This is a genomic window from Franconibacter sp. IITDAS19 (assembly GCF_023079515.1).
GTDB classification, from domain to species: Bacteria; Pseudomonadota; Gammaproteobacteria; order Enterobacterales; family Enterobacteriaceae; genus Franconibacter; species Franconibacter pulveris.
Map to the genome: position 1 here is coordinate 1 of NZ_JALJCP010000014.1, position 16,264 is coordinate 16,264.

Here is a 16,264-nt window from a genome sequence, read left to right on the forward strand (position 1 = left end):
TTCGATTCGGTCTGTTTTGTGAAGTGATTCACGTTGCCGTCTCGATGGAGGCGCATTATAGGGATCCCGCTTTTTAGCACAAGCCTTTTTTCGATCTTTTTTTCTGACTGCCGATTTTTCATCCTTATTGGTGTGATCGCGTTCGATCTGCGCAAATTATGACAGCCTCTCCCCTTGCATGAGCGAAAAATTGGACTCAAAGTCTGCAATACATTCGTTCACATATGAGGTTGCTATGGCCGCCGTTCTCCGTCCTTATCAAACATTTTTCCCCCAACTGGGCAATCGCGTCATGATTGATGCGTCCAGCGTGGTTATTGGCGATGTGCGTATAGCCGATGACGTGGGCATCTGGCCGTTGGTCGCGATCCGTGGTGATGTGAATTATGTAGAAATAGGAAGCCGGACAAATATTCAGGATGGAAGCGTATTACACGTAACGCATAAATCTTCATACAATCCTGAAGGCAATCCCCTCATTATTGGTGAAGAGGTTACAGTCGGGCATAAGGTAATGCTGCACGGCTGCACTATTGGCAACCGCGTACTGGTTGGTATGGGATCTATTATCCTTGATGGTGCCGTTATAGAAGACGATGTGATGATTGGGGCAGGCAGCCTTGTGCCGCAAAATAAGCGACTGGAAAGCGGTTATCTTTATCTTGGCAGTCCGGTCAAACAAATCCGTCCTTTAAAAGAAGCGGAAATTGAAGGTTTGAAGTACTCTGCGAATAACTACGTGCGATGGAAAGATGAATATCTGGCTCAGGATAACCAGAGCCAGCCCTGATCGTTTTCCTGTTGCGCCTTAAGAAGCGCTTCCGCTTCTTCTTCCAGATCCCAGCGGTGCTCGCGAAAAGCGTTCAGCCATGCTTCTTGCGTATCGCCGCCATATCGCTTCGACAGCGTTCTGGCAGCAATGGCGCACGTTATTTGCATTCCATTTACCAGAGCGGGGAAACAGACCGCCTGATATTCAGACGCCCACGTTTCGCGATCCGGAAACTGAATAGCCTGGTTCACGCCGCCAGCTCCTGCTTAAGCTTCTCAATAACCGGGGTGATATCAGGCAGTACGCCATGCCAGAGCAGAACGGCATGGGCCGCTTGTCCTACCAGCATCCCCGCACCGTCGGCATAGTGATGCACACCATACCTGGTACACCATGTCAGGAAGGGGGTGAGGCCTTTTTGATAAAACATGTCATAGCAGCGGACTTCTGGTGTCAGCAGCGAAGAAGGGATCGCCGGAATCTCCCCACCTATTCCGCTGGATGTTGCGTTAATAATAAGATCGAACTCATGACCAGTCAGCGCGTCCATTGGCGTCGCTGTCACGCTTCCGACATGAGCGAATAGCGCAGCCAGTTCCTGAGCGCGGGCATAAGTTCTGTTTGTGACGGTTACCGCACAGTCCAGAGAAAGCAGCGGCATAAGTACACCGCGCGCCGCGCCGCCTGCGCCAATCAATAAGACTCGATAGCCTGGTTTAATTAGCGCCAGCCGCTGTAAATCCATTAACAATCCTATGCCGTCGGTGTTATCGCCCAGTAAGCGGCCATCTTCAAGACGCTTCAGCGTATTTACGGCACCAGCCAACGTTGCACGTTCCGTGAGTTCATCCGCCCGGGCGAACGCCTGTTCTTTAAAGGGCACGGTAATGTTTGCACCCTTTCCTCCGGCAGCAAAAAACGATTCCAGCGTTTCGATAAAATTATCTACCGGCGCCAGTACACGACCATAGGTATGGTGAATTTGCAGCTGTTCCGCAAACTGCTGATGGATGAAGGGAGACTTGCTATGAGCAATCGGATTCCCGAAGACGGCAAAATGTTCCATTGCTTACCCCTGGCGGAACAGCTCGCCCGTAAGAGCGTCGCGAATTTCTGAAGGATTCTGCCGCCCGCCGGTTGCCCCTTTCAGGACAGGGAACGCGTCGCCGAACTGTTCGAGCACCTCTTGCGCCGTGCGGCAAGGCGGCAACCCCGTAAGATTAGCACTGGTTGAAACCAGCGGCTTGCCAAACGCTTCACAGAGCTGAACCACCAGCGGATGATCGGTTACCCGCACAGCCAGCGAGTCAAATTTTCCTGTCAGCCAGCGAGGCGTTGAAGGTTTAGCAGGAAAGACAAACGTCACCGGCCCGGGCCAACAACTAAATACCGTTTCTCGTTGCTCTTCGTTTAACGCCGTATCATCAATGTAGGGTTTCAGCTGTTCAAAACTGGCGGCAATTAAAATTAACCCCTTTTCAACCGGACGCTGTTTCAGCGTTAACAGACGATTTACGGCAACTTCGCTATCGGGATCGCACCCTACGCCGAAGACAGCTTCTGTGGGATAAGCGATGACTTGTTGTTGTTTAAGAGTTTCGACGAGATAAGCTATCTCGTCTGCAGGCAGATTATTGTTCACTATTTTGTTCCGCCGTTACCGGCTTTCCACATTGTTTACTGGCACAGAAGCGTTTAACGCCCTGCGCGGTTTTCTTTTCGATAAGTAAGGGATAGCGGCAGAGGGAGCATTCCCCCGCTACAGGTTTGAAATTGAGGACAAACTGGCACTCCGGATAGCGGTCGCAGGAATAGAACGTTTTGCCAAACCGGGAGCGGCGCTGAACAAGTTTGCCGCTGTGGCACTGCGGGCAGGCAACCGCTGTTTCATCCGGCTTATCGATTAACTCGGTATGAGCACACTCGGGATAGCGGCTGCAACCAATAAACATGCCGAAGCGTCCCTGGCGAAGCACAAGCGTAGCCTGACAGACCGGGCATACCTGCCCCTCCAGCACTTTTACGATATGCCCATCCGCCTGGCTTTTCAGGGGACGGATATACTCGCATTCCGGATAACGGGAACAGCCCAGAAATGGACCATGTTTGCCATTTCTGATAACTAATTCAGCCCCGCACTCAGGGCAGGGCTCTTGCTTACGCACTGTGAAAAGTGCTGCTTTGACCATAATGCTCTATGCCGCAAAAAAATATTAGTGCAGCATACCTTCATTTACTTCGAAGAGTAATTCTTCCATCTGTTGATAAGCGTTTTCACAACCCGGAATATTGAACAACACCATGAGTACGACCCATTTTAAATCTTCAAGATCGAACTCTTCGGTATCCAGCGCAGTAACACGCTCAATAACCATTTCCCGGGTTTCGAGGTTTAGCACCTGAATTTGTTCAAGAAATAACAGAAAACCACGACAGCTTGCATCCAGACGTTGGCTCTCTTCAGGGGTGTAGATACGCATTGAGAGCGGATCGGAAGCCAACTGCATCGGCTCGACAAGCCCGTCCTGGTAGTCCGCTAGTTTTTCAAGCCATAGTAACGCGTTGTAGATATCCTCACGATCAAAACCTGCGTCGGTCAGGTCTCGCGTCAGCTTATCCTGATCGACCCGCATTTCCGCCTCGTTATGGATGTAGGTTTCAAACAAATACATTAGTACGTCGAACATGGCCTGCCCTCCTTAATCGGACATAGCCGCCGGGTACAGCTGCGATCCATCCTGCTAACTCCAGTTCGAGTAGCTGGGCTACCGTCAATGGCACAGGTTGGCCGGCACGTTCAGCGACGACGTCAACAGGTGTAACCTCATCTCCTACGTTAGCCAACAGCTTCGGAAATGGCAATGCAGCTTCATCTTGATTGGGTGAATATTTTGTCTCTGCAAGCCAGGTAAGCTCGTTTTGCAAATAATCAAGAATGTCTTGCGCGCTGGTTACCAGCACTGCACCCTGGCTTATAAGCCAGTGTGGGCCTTCGCAACCGGGGTTGCCCAACGGGCCGGGTAAAGCGAATACCTCCCGCCCCTGGTCCAGCGCGCAGTTAGCCGTGACCAGCGATCCGCTACGCAACGATGCTTCCACAACCAATACACCGCGGCTTAAGCCGCTGATGATCCGGTTACGGCGGGGAAAGTGGCAGGGACGGGGCCCGACAGAGAGGGGGAATTCCGAGATTAGCGCACCATTGTTGGCCACAATCTGTTCAGCCAACGCCTTATGCCGCTTTGGATAAATTTGCCCTAACCCGTTCCCCAGAACGGCAAGCGTGGTACCGCCTGCAGCTAAGGCAGCTTTGTGCGCCACGCCGTCAATGCCTACGGCAAGCCCGCTGGTTAATGTCAGGCCGCTGCGCGCCAGCGTTTCACAGAATACCTGTCCCCATTGTTCGCCATACCAGGAGTGCGCCCGGCTGCCAACAACGGCCAACTGCGGCGTGGTTAACGCGGCCTTATTGCCCGCAATTAAAAGAGCGCCGGGATAATCGCTAATCGCCCGCAGCGGCTCAGGGTAAGCATGGTCTTCCACTGTCAGCAGATGATGATTCGGCTGTTCAAGCCAACGTAACGTCGCTTCAATCTGGTTTACGGGGAAAGACAAAAACTGATTTTTTTGGTTTTCATTAAAATGGGCAAGACGCAGTGCGGTTGCGGGTTCATCAGGGGTTAAACGATAATAGCGCGCGGCCTGCGCCATCTTTTCACCGCTCAGGCTCAAGACGCTCATCAAACGTAACCAAAATTCTTCTGGCGACATAGCTTCTCCCTTGCCGTAAGCGGCGTGATCTATCCTTGCGATTCGCTACTGATGCTGTCAATCAAGGGGGGATTTGTCTAGAATGAAAGTAATGATCTTCCCAACTACTGAATCTAGCTCTGGATAAATATGTCTGTTTTGCAAGTGTTGCACATCCCGGACGAGCGACTTCGCATTGTCGCCGAGCCGGTTAAAGAAGTGAATGAAGAAATTCAGCGTATCGTCGACGATATGTTCGAAACGATGTACGCCGAAGAAGGTATTGGTCTTGCCGCTACGCAGGTAGATATTCACCAGCGCATTATCGTTATTGATGTTTCTGAAAACCGCGACGAACGTTTGGTTTTGATCAACCCTGAAATGCTCGAAAAAAGCGGCGAAACCGGCATTGAGGAAGGCTGTCTTTCTATTCCTGAACAACGCGCCTTCGTACCGCGTGCTGAAAGGGTAAAAATTCGCGCGCTCGATCGTGATGGCAAACCGTTTGAGCTGGAAGCCGACGGCCTGCTGGCTATTTGTATTCAGCATGAAATGGATCATCTTGTAGGCAAGCTGTTTATTGATTACTTATCGCCGCTGAAACAAACCCGTATTCGCCAGAAAGTTGAAAAACTGGATCGCATGAGAGCCCGCGCGGCAAGCTAAAGACAAGGAATAACGTGTCGGATTCATTACGCATTATTTTTGCCGGTACGCCGGACTTCGCAGCGCGTCATCTTGACGCGCTGTTGTCATCTGCTCATCAGGTAGTGGGTGTTTTTACTCAACCCGACCGCCCTGCTGGCCGGGGCAAGAAGCTCATGCCGAGCCCGGTAAAGGTTCTTGCGCAGCAGCATAATCTTCCAGTGTTTCAGCCCGCCTCGTTACGCGCCGCAGAAAATCAGCAGTTAATCGCCGATCTACAAGCGGACATAATGGTCGTTGTCGCTTATGGCCTTATCCTGCCAAAAGCGGTGCTGGAAATGCCGCGGCTTGGCTGCATCAACGTGCATGGCTCTTTACTGCCTCGCTGGCGCGGCGCGGCGCCAATTCAGCGTTCGCTCTGGGCGGGTGACGAAGAAACTGGCGTAACCATTATGCAAATGGATGTGGGTCTTGATACTGGCGATATGCTGTATAAGCTGGCTTGCCCTATTACCGCTCAGGACACCAGCGCCTCGCTTTACGATAAGTTAGCGCAGCTTGGCCCGCAGGGCTTGCTTGAAACTCTGGCTCAGTTGGCCGAAGGCCGCGCTCAACCGCAAGTGCAGGATGAAGCGCTGGTCACTTACGCGGAAAAGCTTAGCAAGGAAGAGGCGAAGCTGGACTGGTCGCTTCCTGCGGCGCAGCTTGAGCGTTGTATTCGTGCTTTTAATCCCTGGCCGATGAGCTATTTTCTTATTGACGAGCAACCGGTGAAAGTCTGGCAGGCGTCAGTTATCCCTGCGTCAGGGCGGAATACGCCAGGCACGATTATCGAAGCGAACAAACTGGGCATTCAGGTTGCGACTGCCGAAGGTGTGCTGAACCTCGAAATTCTGCAGCCTGCGGGCAAAAAAGCGATGTCCGCGCAGGATCTGTTAAACTCTCGCCGGGAATGGTTCGAGCCCGGTACTGTTCTTGCCTGAACTTGAGGCATAAAGCTATCCAGCCCGGCTTGCGTCGGGCATTTTTATTTATTCAGCAGGCAAATACTGCTCATCGCTATGAAAAAATCCATTAATCTTCGCAGCCTGGCTGCGCAGGCCGTCGAGCAGGTTGTCGAAAACGGCCAGTCGCTTAGTAACGTTCTGCCGCCGATGCAGAGTAAGGTCTCCGATAAAGACAAGGCCCTGTTGCAGGAGCTTTGCTTCGGCGTGTTGCGTACCCTTTCTCAACTCAATTGGCTTGTCAGCAAATTAATGTCGCGTCCTATGGCTGGAAAGCAGCGGACGGTGCACTACCTTATCCTCGTCGGGCTTTATCAGCTGCTGCACACTCGTATTCCCCCTCACGCCGCGCTAGCCGAAACGGTGGAGGGCGCGGTAGCTATCAAGCGTCAACAATTTAAGGGGCTGATTAATGGCGTGCTTCGTCAGTTCCAGCGCCAGCAGGAAACGTTACTGGCGGAGTTTAGCCGCCATGAAAGTCGTTATCTGCATCCAGCCTGGCTGCTGCAGCGGTTACGCAAAGCCTGGCCTGAACAATGGGAAAACATTGTTGAAGCCAATAACCAGCGTCCGCCTATGTGGCTGCGCGTAAATCGTCAGCATCACAGCCGTGATGAATGGCTGACCTTGTTGGATGAAAGCGGTATTACCGGCTTTACTCATCCTCGCTACCCGGATGCAGTACGTCTTGAAACGCCGATGCCTGTCTCTGCCCTGCCCGGCTTCGAAAAAGGTTGGGTAACCGTTCAGGATGCTTCAGCGCAGGGGTGCGTCGATCTACTCGATCCGCAGAACGGCGAAGCGATCCTCGATCTTTGCGCGGCGCCTGGCGGCAAAACAACGCATATTCTCGAAGCCGCGCCGCAAGCAAAAGTCCTGGCGGTAGATGTCGATGCAACTCGCATCAAACGCGTTCATGAAAACCTTGCGCGCCTTAACATGCAAGCTGAAGTAAAAACAGGCGATGGGCGCTATCCCCAGCAGTGGTGCGGCGAGCAGCAGTTTGACCGTATCCTGCTTGACGCTCCTTGCTCTGCGACAGGTGTGATTCGTCGCCACCCGGATATAAAATGGCTGCGCCGCGATGCGGATATTCAGGAACTGGCGCAGCTGCAGTCAGATATTCTTGATGCAATCTGGCCTCACCTGAAACAGGGCGGCACCTTACTGTATGCAACCTGTTCTATCATGCCTGAAGAGAACAGCCAGCAGATAGCCGCTTTCCTGAGCCGTACGCCTGATGCTGAACTGAATCAAACCGGCACGCCAGCTAACCCTGGTATACAAAATCTGCCTGCGGCAGATGAAGGCGACGGTTTCTTTTACGCTAAGCTCATTAAAAAGTAACGCCCGTGCGGGTAAACGAATCGTGAAGCGCTGACCATGAAGATAATCATTTTAGGAGCCGGCCAGGTAGGCGGCACGCTGGCTGAAAACCTGGTAGGTGAAAATAACGATATCACGGTTGTTGATATCAATGGCGACCGGTTGCGCAGCCTTCAGGATAAGTTTGATTTGCGGGTGGTGCAGGGACACGGCTCACATCCGCGGGTATTGCGCGAAGCGGGAGCAGACGATGCAGATATGCTTGTTGCGGTAACCAGTTCCGACGAAACAAACATGATAGCCTGTCAGGTCGCCTATTCCCTTTTCAATACGCCAAACCGTATCGCACGTATTCGGGCGCCAGATTATGTACGCGATGCGGAACGGCTGTTTAATCCCGACGCAGTGCCTATCGACCACCTGATTGCGCCTGAGCAGCTGGTTATTGACAATATTTATCGTCTGATTGAATACCCTGGCGCATTGCAGGTAGTTAATTTCGCGGAAGGTAAAGTTAGCCTTGCCGTAGTGAAAGCCTATTATGGCGGGCCGCTGGTTGGTAACGCGCTTTCAACAATGCGCGAACACATGCCGCATATCGATACGCGTGTTGCAGCCATTTTCCGTCATGACCGTCCTATTCGCCCGCAAGGATCTACCATTGTGGAAGCTGGGGATGAAGTGTTTTTTATCGCCGCTTCGCAGCACATCCGCGCAGTCATGAGCGAACTCCAGCGCCTCGAAAAACCCTATAAGCGAATCATGCTAGTAGGCGGCGGGAATATCGGAGCAGGCCTTGCTCATAAGCTTGAGAAAGATTACAGCGTGAAGCTGATTGAACGAAACCAGCAACGCGCGGCAGAACTGGCGGAAAAGCTTCAGCACACCATTGTTTTCTACGGCGACGCTTCGGATCAGGAACTACTGGCGGAAGAGCATATCGATCAGGTCGATTTGTTTATTGCCGTTACGAATGACGACGAAGCGAATATTATGTCCGCCATGCTGGCCAAACGAATGGGCGCCAAAAAAGTGATGGTGCTTATTCAGCGTAAAGCGTATGTAGATCTTGTTCAGGGTAGCGTTATCGACATCGCTATCTCTCCTCAACAAGCTACTATCTCCGCTCTGCTGGGTCATGTGCGTAAAGCGGATATAGTCAGCGTGTCATCGCTGCGCCGCGGCGTGGCCGAAGCCATCGAAGCCGTAGCGCATGGCGATGAAACCACATCACGGGTTGTGGGGAGAGTCATTGATGATATTAAATTGCCGCCTGGCACTATCATCGGCGCCGTAGTGCGTGGTAACGATGTGATGATTGCAAATAACAATCTACGCATTGAGCAGGGCGATCATGTCATTATGTTCCTGACTGACAAGAAATATGTCACTGATGTTGAACGTCTTTTCCAACCTAGTCCCTTCTTCCTGTAAACGTCGGGCGGTTTTCGGCCGCCCTCATTCACTTCTTTTAACCCCCTGTTTTAGTAAGGAGTATTGCTCCTGATATCACAAGCTTGTCATGGAAAATGAGACATCCTTTGTTAGACTTAACAGGTTCGGTAGTGATAAGGAGAAAAAAATGAGTTTTTTTAAAGAGTTTCGCGAGTTCGCGATGCGCGGAAATGTGGTTGACCTGGCGGTGGGTGTCATTATTGGTGCGGCCTTCGGTAAAATCGTTTCGTCGTTAGTTGCAGATATTATTATGCCGCCGCTGGGACTGCTTATCGGGGGAATTGATTTCAAACAGTTTGCCTGGACGCTGCGCCCCGCAATAGGCGATACGCCAGCAGTTATCATGCATTACGGCGTTTTTATTCAGAACGTGTTTGATTTCCTTATTGTGGCGTTCGCTATCTTCCTGGCCATTAAGGTCATCAACAAATTGCATCAGAAGAAGCCTAAGGAAGCGCCTGGCCCGAGTAAAGAAGAGGTGCTGCTGACAGAAATTCGCGATCTACTTAAAGAACAAAACAACCGTCCTTAAAGCGGAAGGCCAGTGGTAAAAAAGCATTTTGCTTGTTTGCCACTGGCCTCCCAGTTCCCCTTCTGTACATATTTGGCCTTACGCTGATAGCTGCCTTTGCCCTTCTGTTTTTTTTCTACTCGCTGACGAAAGAGCGGGTCGTGTAATAAAGCCTCGATGGCATTGTCCTGAATTTTACCTTTAGTGTGCTGATAGCGACTCATAGTGACTCCTTTAGTAAAAACGCTGAGAGTGTAGGATGCGTTGTGTGAAAAATCAACATGGCATAATTTTGTCATTTGAGCCCTGCTCAAGCGCCTCGAGAATGGAACAATAAACGCTACTGTGGGCCGTACCGCAACACGCATCATTCAACCTTTGTAATGACTGCCGCATCATTTGTAGTTCGGTGATACGCGCGTCAACTTCCTCAAGTCGGGCTTGTACAATGCTTTTCGATTCCTGGCAGGTATGGTGTTCAGGGTCGACGCGGATAGACAGCAGTTCACGAATAGCCTCCAGGCTGAACCCAAGCTGCCGGCCATGGCGAATAAATTTCAAACGTCGTAAATCTTCATCACTATAAAGCCGAAAACCACCTTCTGTTCGGATTTCATGAACCATCATCTGCTGTTTTTCGTAATAGCGGATAGTGTCAGGCGTTACGTCAGCCAGGCGCGCAAGCTCACCAATACGGTACATAATTACCCCTGATTCATTTTGTTAGCGAAACGCCCGGCATATTCACCATGTAAAAAATCCGTATTCAGTCCCGCCTGGCGCAATTTTAGCTCCAATAGCGCCAAACGCTTTTCAATTAGCTGGTGTTGCGGATCGGTTTTTGCAACGCCTTTAAGCAAATCGGCGAGTTCCAGCGCTTCTTTTCTTTGTTGTAGTTCGGGTGGGAGGTAACCTGCATTTTTCAATAAACGATAACCGGCGCGTAACTCAGCAGGGACATTGGAATCATCGTCCAACTCAAGCGGTTTGCCTTCACCGGACAGCCCGTCCAGTTCGCCTTTACGTTGGGCTTCAAGAATATGTTTCTCTGCCCATTGGTCTAACAACCACATAAGCCTTCTCCAGAGGAGTAAGTGAGATTTAAGGAGATATATAGATGAAAGGGGAAAAAAAGATATAAAAAAACCGGGCGAACCCGGCTTTTTTAAATTTCTGCAGATTACTCTGCAGCTGCTTCTGCTTTCGGCTCGGCGCGATCAACCAGCTCGATGTAAGCCATCGGAGCGTTGTCACCAGCACGGAAGCCACACTTCAGAATACGAGTGTAACCACCGGCACGGCTCGCGAAACGCGGGCCCAGCTCGTTAAACAGTTTTGCCACGATCTCGTTATCACGAGTGCGGGCGAATGCCAGACGACGATTAGCAACGCTATCAGTCTTGGCAAGAGTAATCAGCGGCTCAACTACGCGACGCAGCTCTTTCGCTTTCGGCAGGGTCGTCTTGATAATCTCATGACGAACCAGAGAACCTGCCATGTTGCGGAACATAGCCTGGCGATGGCTGCTGTTGCGGTTCAGTTGACGACCACTCTTACGATGGCGCATGACCTTATCCTTCTCAGTAAAACCTTAACCTGTGATCCGGTTACTCGTCAGCAATGCTTGCCGGCGGCCAGTTCTCAAGGCGCATGCCCAGAGAAAGACCACGGGAGGCCAGCACGTCTTTAATCTCAGTGAGAGATTTTTTACCGAGGTTCGGCGTTTTGAGCAACTCAACCTCGGTACGCTGTACCAGATCACCGATATAGTGGATAGCTTCTGCCTTAAGGCAGTTAGCAGAGCGGACAGTCAATTCGAGATCGTCAACAGGGCGCAGCAGGATCGGATCGAATTCTGGTTTCTCTTCTTTGACTTCCGGCTGACGTACATCACGTAAGTCAACGAAAGCTTCCAGTTGTTCTGCCAGGATGGTCGCCGCACGACGAATCGCCTCTTCAGGATCGATTGTGCCGTTGGTTTCCATTTCGATGACCAGCTTGTCCAGGTCGGTACGCTGTTCTACACGCGCTGCTTCAACATTGTAGGCAATACGCTCTACCGGGCTGTAGCATGCGTCGACCAGCAGACGGCCGATTGGGCGCTCATCTTCTTCCGAATGAATTCGGGCAGAAGCCGGCACATAACCACGACCGCGCTGAACTTTGATACGCATGCTAATAGATGCGTTTTCATCGGTCAGGTGGCAGATCACATGCTGCGGCTTGACGATTTCAACATCACCGTCGTGGGTGATGTCGGCTGCGGTCACAGGGCCAATGCCAGATTTATTCAGAGTAAGGATGACTTCATCTTTACCTTGAACTCTCACCGCCAGCCCTTTCAGGTTGAGCAGGATCTCCAGGATATCTTCCTGAACGCCTTCTTTGGTGCTGTACTCGTGCAGTACACCATCAATCTCAACCTCAGTCACCGCGCAACCCGGCATCGATGAAAGCAGAATACGGCGCAGTGCGTTACCCAGAGTATGACCGAAGCCACGCTCTAAAGGCTCAAGGGTCACCTTGGCGTGCGTCGAACTCACTTGCTCGATATCTACCAGGCGCGGTTTTAGAAACTCTGTCACAGAACCCTGCATTGTGTCCTCTCTTTGGTACTAAGCTTTACTTGGAGTAAAGCTCGACGATCAGGTGTTCGTTAATGTCCGCAGACAGGTCAGAACGCTCCGGCTTACGCTTGAACGTACCTTCCATTTTGCCAGCATCAACTTCCAGCCAGGTTGGCTTTTCACGCTGCTCAGCCAGCTCCAGAGCGGCTTTCACGCGAGACTGCTTTTTCGCTTTCTCACGAACGCTGACTACGTCATTCGGACTAACCTGATAAGAAGCGATGTTAACAACACGACCGTTTACCATAATCGCTTTGTGGCTAACCAGCTGACGTGCTTCTGCACGAGTGGCGCCGAAGCCCATACGGTATACAACGTTGTCCAGACGACCTTCCAGCAGAGCTAACAGGTTTTCACCGGTATTGCCTTTCAGACGTGCGGCTTCTTTGTAGTAGTTACGGAACTGACGCTCCAGCACACCGTAGATACGGCGAACTTTTTGCTTTTCACGCAACTGCACACCATAGTCAGACAGACGCGGTTTACGCGCACCGTGCTGGCCAGGAGCTTGTTCAATTTTACACTTGGTATCGATCGCGCGAACGCCAGACTTAAGGAACAGGTCTGTGCCCTCGCGACGGCTCAGCTTGAGCTTAGGACCCAAATATCTTGCCATTTTCTTTCTCCAACAATCCTAGAAAACGAGCGCGTTATACGCGACGTTTTTTCGGCGGACGACAACCGTTGTGAGGGATCGGAGTCACATCAGTAATATTAGTGATGCGGAAACCAGCGGCGTTCAGAGCACGAATAGTAGATTCGCGGCCCGGACCCGGTCCCTTAACCATAACTTCCAGGTTCTTGATACCGTATTCTTTCACGGCTTCTGCGCAACGCTCTGCTGCAACCTGAGCTGCGAACGGAGTGGATTTGCGAGAACCACGGAAACCGGAACCACCGGCAGTTGCCCAACCCAGAGCGTTACCCTGACGATCAGTAATAGTAACGATGGTGTTGTTGAAAGAAGCATGGATATGAGCCACGCCGTCAGAGACTTGCTTTCTTACACGTTTACGTGCACGAATTGGTGCCTTTGCCATTATTCAATCACCCCGATTATTTCTTGATCGGTTTGCGCGGACCCTTACGGGTACGTGCGTTGGTCTTGGTACGCTGACCGCGAACCGGGAGACCACGACGATGACGCAAACCGCGATAGCAACCAAGATCCATCAGGCGCTTGATGCTCATGCTAACTTCACGGCGCAGATCACCTTCAACGACAAATTTGGCAACTTCGTCACGCAGCGTGTCGATTTGTTCTTCAGACAGCTCACTGATCTTAACATCTTCAGCAAAACCTACTGCAGCCAGGATAGCTTTAGAGCGGGTTTTGCCGATACCGTAGATCGAGGTTAATGCGATTACGGCATGTTTATGATCAGGAATGTTAATGCCTGCTATACGGGCCACTATGCACTCCTACTATTTGATAAATGCGCACCATACTGAAAAGCCCGTTTTCAGGATACTCAAATGGATACGCACAGACATACAAAAGATTGGCTGGCTAATCTAGCCAGCTCAATCCAACTTTGCAAGAAAAATATGCGAGATAATCAGCCTTGACGCTGTTTATGCTTCGGCTCGGCGCTGCAAATCACACGGATGACACCATCACGCTTAACGATTTTGCAGTTACGGCATAATTTCTTGACGGAAGCACGAACTTTCATTTTTACTCTCCGTAACTTCTCAAGCGACCATTAACGGCCATAGCCTTTGAGGTTCGCTTTCTTCAATGCAGACTCATACTGACTGGACATCATGAGAGTTTGCACTTGAGCCATAAAGTCCATGATGACGACGACAACGATAAGCAGTGAGGTTCCACCGAAGTAGAACGGTACTTTCATTGCATCACGCATGAACTCCGGGATCAGGCAGATAAAGGTAATATACAGCGCACCGACCAGAGTCAGACGAGTCATTACTTTATCGATATACTTCGCCGTTTGTTCTCCCGGACGAATTCCTGGTACAAATGCACCGGACTTCTTCAGGTTATCTGCTGTTTCACGCGGGTTGAAAACCAACGCCGTGTAGAAGAAACAGAAGAAGATGATTGCAGACGCATAGAGTAACACATAAAGCGGTTGCCCAGGCTGCAAATACAGCGAAATTGTTGTCAGCCAGTTCCAACCAGTACCGCCCCCGAACCATGATGCAATGGTCGCCGGGAACAGGATAATACTGGAAGCGAAGATTGCTGGTATAACGCCAGCCATATTCACTTTCAGCGGTAAATGTGTGCTCTGTGCAGCATAGACACGACGACCTTGTTGGCGCTTAGCGTAGTTCACCACAATGCGGCGTTGGCCACGTTCAACAAAAACAACGAAGAAGGTCACTGCAAATACTAATACTGCAACCAACAGCAACAGGAGGAAGTGCAGGTCGCCTTGCCGCGCTTGCTCGATGGTATGGCCAATGGCCGGCGGAAGTCCCGCAACGATACCCGCGAAGATAATGATCGAAATACCGTTACCGATACCACGTTCAGTAATCTGTTCGCCCAGCCACATCAGGAACATAGTTCCGGTAACCAGGCTCACAACAGCGGTGAAATAGAATGCAAAGCCCGGGTTCATTACCAGGCCTTGCATACCAGGCATATTCGGTAAACCGGTAGCAATACCGATTGACTGGAATATTGCCAGCACCAGAGTGCCGTAACGGGTGTACTGGCTGATCTTGCGACGACCAGACTCCCCTTCTTTCTTCATTTCCGCCAGAGTCGGATGAACGACTGTCAGCAGTTGGATAATAATTGATGCCGAGATATACGGCATAATACCCAAAGCAAAGATAGAAGCACGGCTGAGAGCACCACCAGAGAACATGTTGAACATTTCAATGATGGTGCCTCGCTGTTGCTCAAGCAGTTTGGCAAGTACAGCGGCATCAATACCAGGGATCGGAATAAAAGAGCCAATACGGAACACTATCAGCGCACCGATAACAAACATCAGTCTGCGTTTCAGTTCGCCAAGGCCGCCTTTAGCACTTTGAAAATCTAATCCCGGTTGTTTTGCCATCTGCTACTTATTCCTCAATTTTACCGCCAGCAGCTTCGATAGCAGCACGAGCGCCTTTAGTGACACGCAGACCGCGAACAGTTACCGGAGCAGTTACTTCACCAGACAGGATCACTTTCGCGAACTCGATCTGAATACCGATAATGTTTGCTGCTTTCAGCGTGTTCAGGTCAACTACGCCGCCTTCCACTTTAGCCAGGTCAGACAGACGAACTTCTGCAGTGACCATCGCTTTGCGGGAAGTGAAACCGAATTTCGGCAGACGACGGTACAGAGGCATCTGGCCGCCCTCGAAACCACGACGTACGCCACCGCCAGAACGAGATTTCTGACCTTTGTGACCACGACCGCCGGTTTTACCGAGGCCAGAACCGATACCACGACCCAGACGCTTAGACGCGTGCTTAGACCCTTCGGCCGGAGACAGAGTATTTAAACGCATCTCTTACTCCTCAACTTTAACCATGTAGGAAACCGCGTTGACCATACCGCGAACAGCAGGAGTATCCTCACGCTCTACAGTATGACCAATACGACGCAGACCCAGGCCAAGCAGCGTTGCCTTATGTTTTGGCAGACGACCGATTGCACTGCGGGTTTGAGTAATTTTAATAGTCTTTGCCATGGTCAATTACCCCAGAATTTCTTCAACGGATTTACCACGCTTGGCAGCGACCATTTCTGGAGATTTCATGCTTTCCAGGCCATCGATAGTTGCACGAACCACGTTAATCGGGTTGGTGGAACCATAGGCTTTAGCCAGAACGTTATGAACCCCAGCGACTTCCAGAACGGCGCGCATTGCACCACCGGCGATGATACCGGTACCTTCGGAAGCCGGCTGCATGAATACACGAGAACCCGTGTGAGCACCTTTAACCGGGTGCTGCAGGGTGCCGTGGTTCAGCGCGACGTTAATCATGTTGCGACGGGCTTTTTCCATCGCTTTCTGGATCGCTGCCGGAACTTCGCGTGCTTTACCGTAACCAAAACCAACGCGGCCATTACCATCACCCACTACAGTCAGAGCGGTGAAGCTAAAAATACGACCACCTTTAACGGTTTTAGATACGCGGTTAACCGCGATCAGCTTTTCCTGCAGTTCGCCAGCCTGTTTCTCGATGTGAGCCATCTTA

25 protein-coding genes are annotated in these 16,264 nt (G+C 51.1%); 6 read left to right on the top strand and 19 right to left on the bottom strand.

All coding sequences use genetic code 11. From position 1 onward, the window contains the following. Nucleotides 1–235 precede the first annotated feature (235 nt). Nucleotides 236–790 (top strand): gamma carbonic anhydrase family protein, encoded by a 555-nt coding sequence (locus MT962_RS21900; protein ID WP_024558328.1) that lies wholly within the window; start codon nucleotides 236–238, stop codon nucleotides 788–790. Here the strand turns inward: MT962_RS21900 and MT962_RS21905 are convergent. The 6 genes from MT962_RS21905 to dprA are packed head-to-tail and all read right to left on the bottom strand — an operon-like array spanning nucleotide 766 to nucleotide 4,543. Continuing rightward, complete coding sequence (locus tag MT962_RS21905) at nucleotides 766–1,023, bottom strand: DUF1488 domain-containing protein (RefSeq protein WP_024558327.1); 258 nt, start codon at nucleotides 1,021–1,023, stop codon at nucleotides 766–768. The genes MT962_RS21900 and MT962_RS21905 overlap by 25 nt on opposite strands. Continuing rightward, nucleotides 1,020–1,838, bottom strand: a complete 819-nt coding sequence (gene aroE, locus MT962_RS21910; protein WP_024558326.1) for a shikimate dehydrogenase — start codon at nucleotides 1,836–1,838, stop codon at nucleotides 1,020–1,022. The genes MT962_RS21905 and aroE overlap by 4 nt, the downstream gene beginning before the upstream one ends. A 3-nt stretch (nucleotides 1,839–1,841) precedes the next feature. Further along, complete coding sequence (gene tsaC, locus MT962_RS21915) at nucleotides 1,842–2,414, bottom strand: L-threonylcarbamoyladenylate synthase type 1 TsaC (protein ID WP_247366402.1); 573 nt, start codon at nucleotides 2,412–2,414, stop codon at nucleotides 1,842–1,844. After that, nucleotides 2,404–2,961: a topoisomerase DNA-binding C4 zinc finger domain-containing protein gene (locus MT962_RS21920; protein WP_024558324.1), complete on the bottom strand. Its 558-nt coding sequence runs from the start codon at nucleotides 2,959–2,961 to the stop codon at nucleotides 2,404–2,406. The genes tsaC and MT962_RS21920 overlap by 11 nt, the downstream gene beginning before the upstream one ends. A 24-nt stretch (nucleotides 2,962–2,985) precedes the next feature. Next, on the bottom strand, nucleotides 2,986–3,459 hold the full coding sequence (gene smg, locus MT962_RS21925) for a DUF494 family protein Smg (RefSeq protein WP_024551613.1): 474 nt from the start codon (nucleotides 3,457–3,459) through the stop codon (nucleotides 2,986–2,988). After that, complete coding sequence (dprA, locus tag MT962_RS21930) at nucleotides 3,431–4,543, bottom strand: DNA-protecting protein DprA (protein ID WP_247366403.1); 1,113 nt, start codon at nucleotides 4,541–4,543, stop codon at nucleotides 3,431–3,433. The genes smg and dprA overlap by 29 nt, the downstream gene beginning before the upstream one ends. Before the next feature lie 129 nt (nucleotides 4,544–4,672). On the opposite strand from dprA, the gene def reads away from it, so the two are divergent. The 5 genes from def to mscL all read left to right on the top strand — a co-directional run bounded on the left by def (nucleotide 4,673) and on the right by mscL (nucleotide 9,484). Then, nucleotides 4,673–5,188, top strand: coding sequence for a peptide deformylase (def, locus tag MT962_RS21935; protein WP_024558322.1), 516 nt, complete (start codon nucleotides 4,673–4,675; stop codon nucleotides 5,186–5,188). Between the two features lie 14 nt (nucleotides 5,189–5,202). Continuing rightward, complete coding sequence (gene fmt, locus MT962_RS21940) at nucleotides 5,203–6,150, top strand: methionyl-tRNA formyltransferase (RefSeq protein ID WP_024558321.1); 948 nt, start codon at nucleotides 5,203–5,205, stop codon at nucleotides 6,148–6,150. 78 nt (nucleotides 6,151–6,228) lie between these two features. After that, nucleotides 6,229–7,518, top strand: a complete 1,290-nt coding sequence (gene rsmB / locus MT962_RS21945) for a 16S rRNA (cytosine(967)-C(5))-methyltransferase RsmB (RefSeq protein ID WP_048888815.1) — start codon at nucleotides 6,229–6,231, stop codon at nucleotides 7,516–7,518. Nucleotides 7,519–7,554: 36 nt separating this feature from the next. After that, nucleotides 7,555–8,931, top strand: a complete 1,377-nt coding sequence (gene trkA / locus MT962_RS21950) for a Trk system potassium transporter TrkA (protein ID WP_024558319.1) — start codon at nucleotides 7,555–7,557, stop codon at nucleotides 8,929–8,931. Between the two features lie 148 nt (nucleotides 8,932–9,079). Further along, nucleotides 9,080–9,484: a large-conductance mechanosensitive channel protein MscL gene (gene mscL / locus MT962_RS21955; protein ID WP_247366406.1), complete on the top strand. Its 405-nt coding sequence runs from the start codon at nucleotides 9,080–9,082 to the stop codon at nucleotides 9,482–9,484. Here the strand turns inward: mscL and MT962_RS21960 are convergent. From MT962_RS21960 to rpsE, 13 genes are all read right to left on the bottom strand, one after another. Beyond that, nucleotides 9,481–9,687, bottom strand: coding sequence for an alternative ribosome-rescue factor A (locus tag MT962_RS21960; RefSeq protein WP_024558317.1), 207 nt, complete (start codon nucleotides 9,685–9,687; stop codon nucleotides 9,481–9,483). The genes mscL and MT962_RS21960 overlap by 4 nt on opposite strands. 52 nt (nucleotides 9,688–9,739) lie before the next feature. Beyond that, nucleotides 9,740–10,165, bottom strand: a complete 426-nt coding sequence (zntR, locus tag MT962_RS21965) for a Zn(2+)-responsive transcriptional regulator (protein WP_024558316.1) — start codon at nucleotides 10,163–10,165, stop codon at nucleotides 9,740–9,742. Nucleotides 10,166–10,167: 2 nt separating this feature from the next. Beyond that, nucleotides 10,168–10,536: a DUF1992 domain-containing protein gene (locus MT962_RS21970; protein WP_247366404.1), complete on the bottom strand. Its 369-nt coding sequence runs from the start codon at nucleotides 10,534–10,536 to the stop codon at nucleotides 10,168–10,170. A gap of 107 nt (nucleotides 10,537–10,643) precedes the next feature. Beyond that, nucleotides 10,644–11,030: a 50S ribosomal protein L17 gene (rplQ, locus tag MT962_RS21975; RefSeq protein WP_002919206.1), complete on the bottom strand. Its 387-nt coding sequence runs from the start codon at nucleotides 11,028–11,030 to the stop codon at nucleotides 10,644–10,646. Nucleotides 11,031–11,070: 40 nt separating this feature from the next. Beyond that, nucleotides 11,071–12,060: a DNA-directed RNA polymerase subunit alpha gene (gene rpoA / locus MT962_RS21980; protein WP_002438685.1), complete on the bottom strand. Its 990-nt coding sequence runs from the start codon at nucleotides 12,058–12,060 to the stop codon at nucleotides 11,071–11,073. 25 nt (nucleotides 12,061–12,085) lie between these two features. Next, on the bottom strand, nucleotides 12,086–12,706 hold the full coding sequence (rpsD, locus tag MT962_RS21985; RefSeq protein WP_024551604.1) for a 30S ribosomal protein S4: 621 nt from the start codon (nucleotides 12,704–12,706) through the stop codon (nucleotides 12,086–12,088). Between the two features lie 34 nt (nucleotides 12,707–12,740). Then, on the bottom strand, nucleotides 12,741–13,130 hold the full coding sequence (gene rpsK / locus MT962_RS21990) for a 30S ribosomal protein S11 (RefSeq protein WP_002919257.1): 390 nt from the start codon (nucleotides 13,128–13,130) through the stop codon (nucleotides 12,741–12,743). 16 nt (nucleotides 13,131–13,146) lie between these two features. Then, nucleotides 13,147–13,503: a 30S ribosomal protein S13 gene (gene rpsM, locus MT962_RS21995; protein ID WP_004388620.1), complete on the bottom strand. Its 357-nt coding sequence runs from the start codon at nucleotides 13,501–13,503 to the stop codon at nucleotides 13,147–13,149. Between the two features lie 146 nt (nucleotides 13,504–13,649). Next, nucleotides 13,650–13,766 (bottom strand): 50S ribosomal protein L36, encoded by a 117-nt coding sequence (rpmJ, locus tag MT962_RS22000; protein WP_000868187.1) that lies wholly within the window; start codon nucleotides 13,764–13,766, stop codon nucleotides 13,650–13,652. Nucleotides 13,767–13,796: 30 nt separating this feature from the next. Then, nucleotides 13,797–15,128 carry a preprotein translocase subunit SecY gene (secY, locus tag MT962_RS22005; RefSeq protein WP_024551603.1) on the bottom strand — a complete coding sequence of 444 codons (1,332 nt, stop codon included), beginning with the start codon at nucleotides 15,126–15,128 and terminating at the stop codon, nucleotides 13,797–13,799. 7 nt (nucleotides 15,129–15,135) lie between these two features. Then, the gene (gene rplO / locus MT962_RS22010) at nucleotides 15,136–15,570 is read right to left on the bottom strand and encodes a 50S ribosomal protein L15 (protein ID WP_024558314.1); all 435 of its coding nucleotides are present in this window, start codon (nucleotides 15,568–15,570) and stop codon (nucleotides 15,136–15,138) included. Nucleotides 15,571–15,573: 3 nt separating this feature from the next. Further along, nucleotides 15,574–15,753, bottom strand: coding sequence for a 50S ribosomal protein L30 (rpmD, locus tag MT962_RS22015; protein ID WP_004846568.1), 180 nt, complete (start codon nucleotides 15,751–15,753; stop codon nucleotides 15,574–15,576). Nucleotides 15,754–15,759: 6 nt separating this feature from the next. After that, on the bottom strand, nucleotides 15,760–16,260 hold the full coding sequence (gene rpsE, locus MT962_RS22020; protein WP_024551601.1) for a 30S ribosomal protein S5: 501 nt from the start codon (nucleotides 16,258–16,260) through the stop codon (nucleotides 15,760–15,762). Between the last annotated feature and the right edge of the window lie 4 nt (nucleotides 16,261–16,264).

Bases quoted from the DNA above. Each gene is read 5' to 3' on its own strand.
- MT962_RS21900 (WP_024558328.1), top strand. From the start codon at position 236: ATGGCCGCCGTTCTCCGTCCTTATCAAACATTTTTCCCCCAACTGGGC.
- aroE (WP_024558326.1), bottom strand. From the start codon at position 1,838: ATGGAACATTTTGCCGTCTTCGGGAATCCGATTGCTCATAGCAAGTCT.
- MT962_RS21920 (WP_024558324.1), bottom strand. From the start codon at position 2,961: ATGGTCAAAGCAGCACTTTTCACAGTGCGTAAGCAAGAGCCCTGCCCT.
- smg (WP_024551613.1), bottom strand. From the start codon at position 3,459: ATGTTCGACGTACTAATGTATTTGTTTGAAACCTACATCCATAACGAG.
- dprA (WP_247366403.1), bottom strand. From the start codon at position 4,543: ATGTCGCCAGAAGAATTTTGGTTACGTTTGATGAGCGTCTTGAGCCTG.
- def (WP_024558322.1), top strand. From the start codon at position 4,673: ATGTCTGTTTTGCAAGTGTTGCACATCCCGGACGAGCGACTTCGCATT.
- rsmB (WP_048888815.1), top strand. From the start codon at position 6,229: ATGAAAAAATCCATTAATCTTCGCAGCCTGGCTGCGCAGGCCGTCGAG.
- trkA (WP_024558319.1), top strand. From the start codon at position 7,555: ATGAAGATAATCATTTTAGGAGCCGGCCAGGTAGGCGGCACGCTGGCT.
- mscL (WP_247366406.1), top strand. From the start codon at position 9,080: ATGAGTTTTTTTAAAGAGTTTCGCGAGTTCGCGATGCGCGGAAATGTG.
- MT962_RS21960 (WP_024558317.1), bottom strand. From the start codon at position 9,687: ATGAGTCGCTATCAGCACACTAAAGGTAAAATTCAGGACAATGCCATC.
- zntR (WP_024558316.1), bottom strand. From the start codon at position 10,165: ATGTACCGTATTGGTGAGCTTGCGCGCCTGGCTGACGTAACGCCTGAC.
- MT962_RS21970 (WP_247366404.1), bottom strand. From the start codon at position 10,536: ATGTGGTTGTTAGACCAATGGGCAGAGAAACATATTCTTGAAGCCCAA.
- rplQ (WP_002919206.1), bottom strand. From the start codon at position 11,030: ATGCGCCATCGTAAGAGTGGTCGTCAACTGAACCGCAACAGCAGCCAT.
- rpoA (WP_002438685.1), bottom strand. From the start codon at position 12,060: ATGCAGGGTTCTGTGACAGAGTTTCTAAAACCGCGCCTGGTAGATATC.
- rpsD (WP_024551604.1), bottom strand. From the start codon at position 12,706: ATGGCAAGATATTTGGGTCCTAAGCTCAAGCTGAGCCGTCGCGAGGGC.
- rpsK (WP_002919257.1), bottom strand. From the start codon at position 13,130: ATGGCAAAGGCACCAATTCGTGCACGTAAACGTGTAAGAAAGCAAGTC.
- rpmJ (WP_000868187.1), bottom strand. From the start codon at position 13,766: ATGAAAGTTCGTGCTTCCGTCAAGAAATTATGCCGTAACTGCAAAATC.
- secY (WP_024551603.1), bottom strand. From the start codon at position 15,128: ATGGCAAAACAACCGGGATTAGATTTTCAAAGTGCTAAAGGCGGCCTT.
- rplO (WP_024558314.1), bottom strand. From the start codon at position 15,570: ATGCGTTTAAATACTCTGTCTCCGGCCGAAGGGTCTAAGCACGCGTCT.
- rpmD (WP_004846568.1), bottom strand. From the start codon at position 15,753: ATGGCAAAGACTATTAAAATTACTCAAACCCGCAGTGCAATCGGTCGT.
- rpsE (WP_024551601.1), bottom strand. From the start codon at position 16,260: ATGGCTCACATCGAGAAACAGGCTGGCGAACTGCAGGAAAAGCTGATC.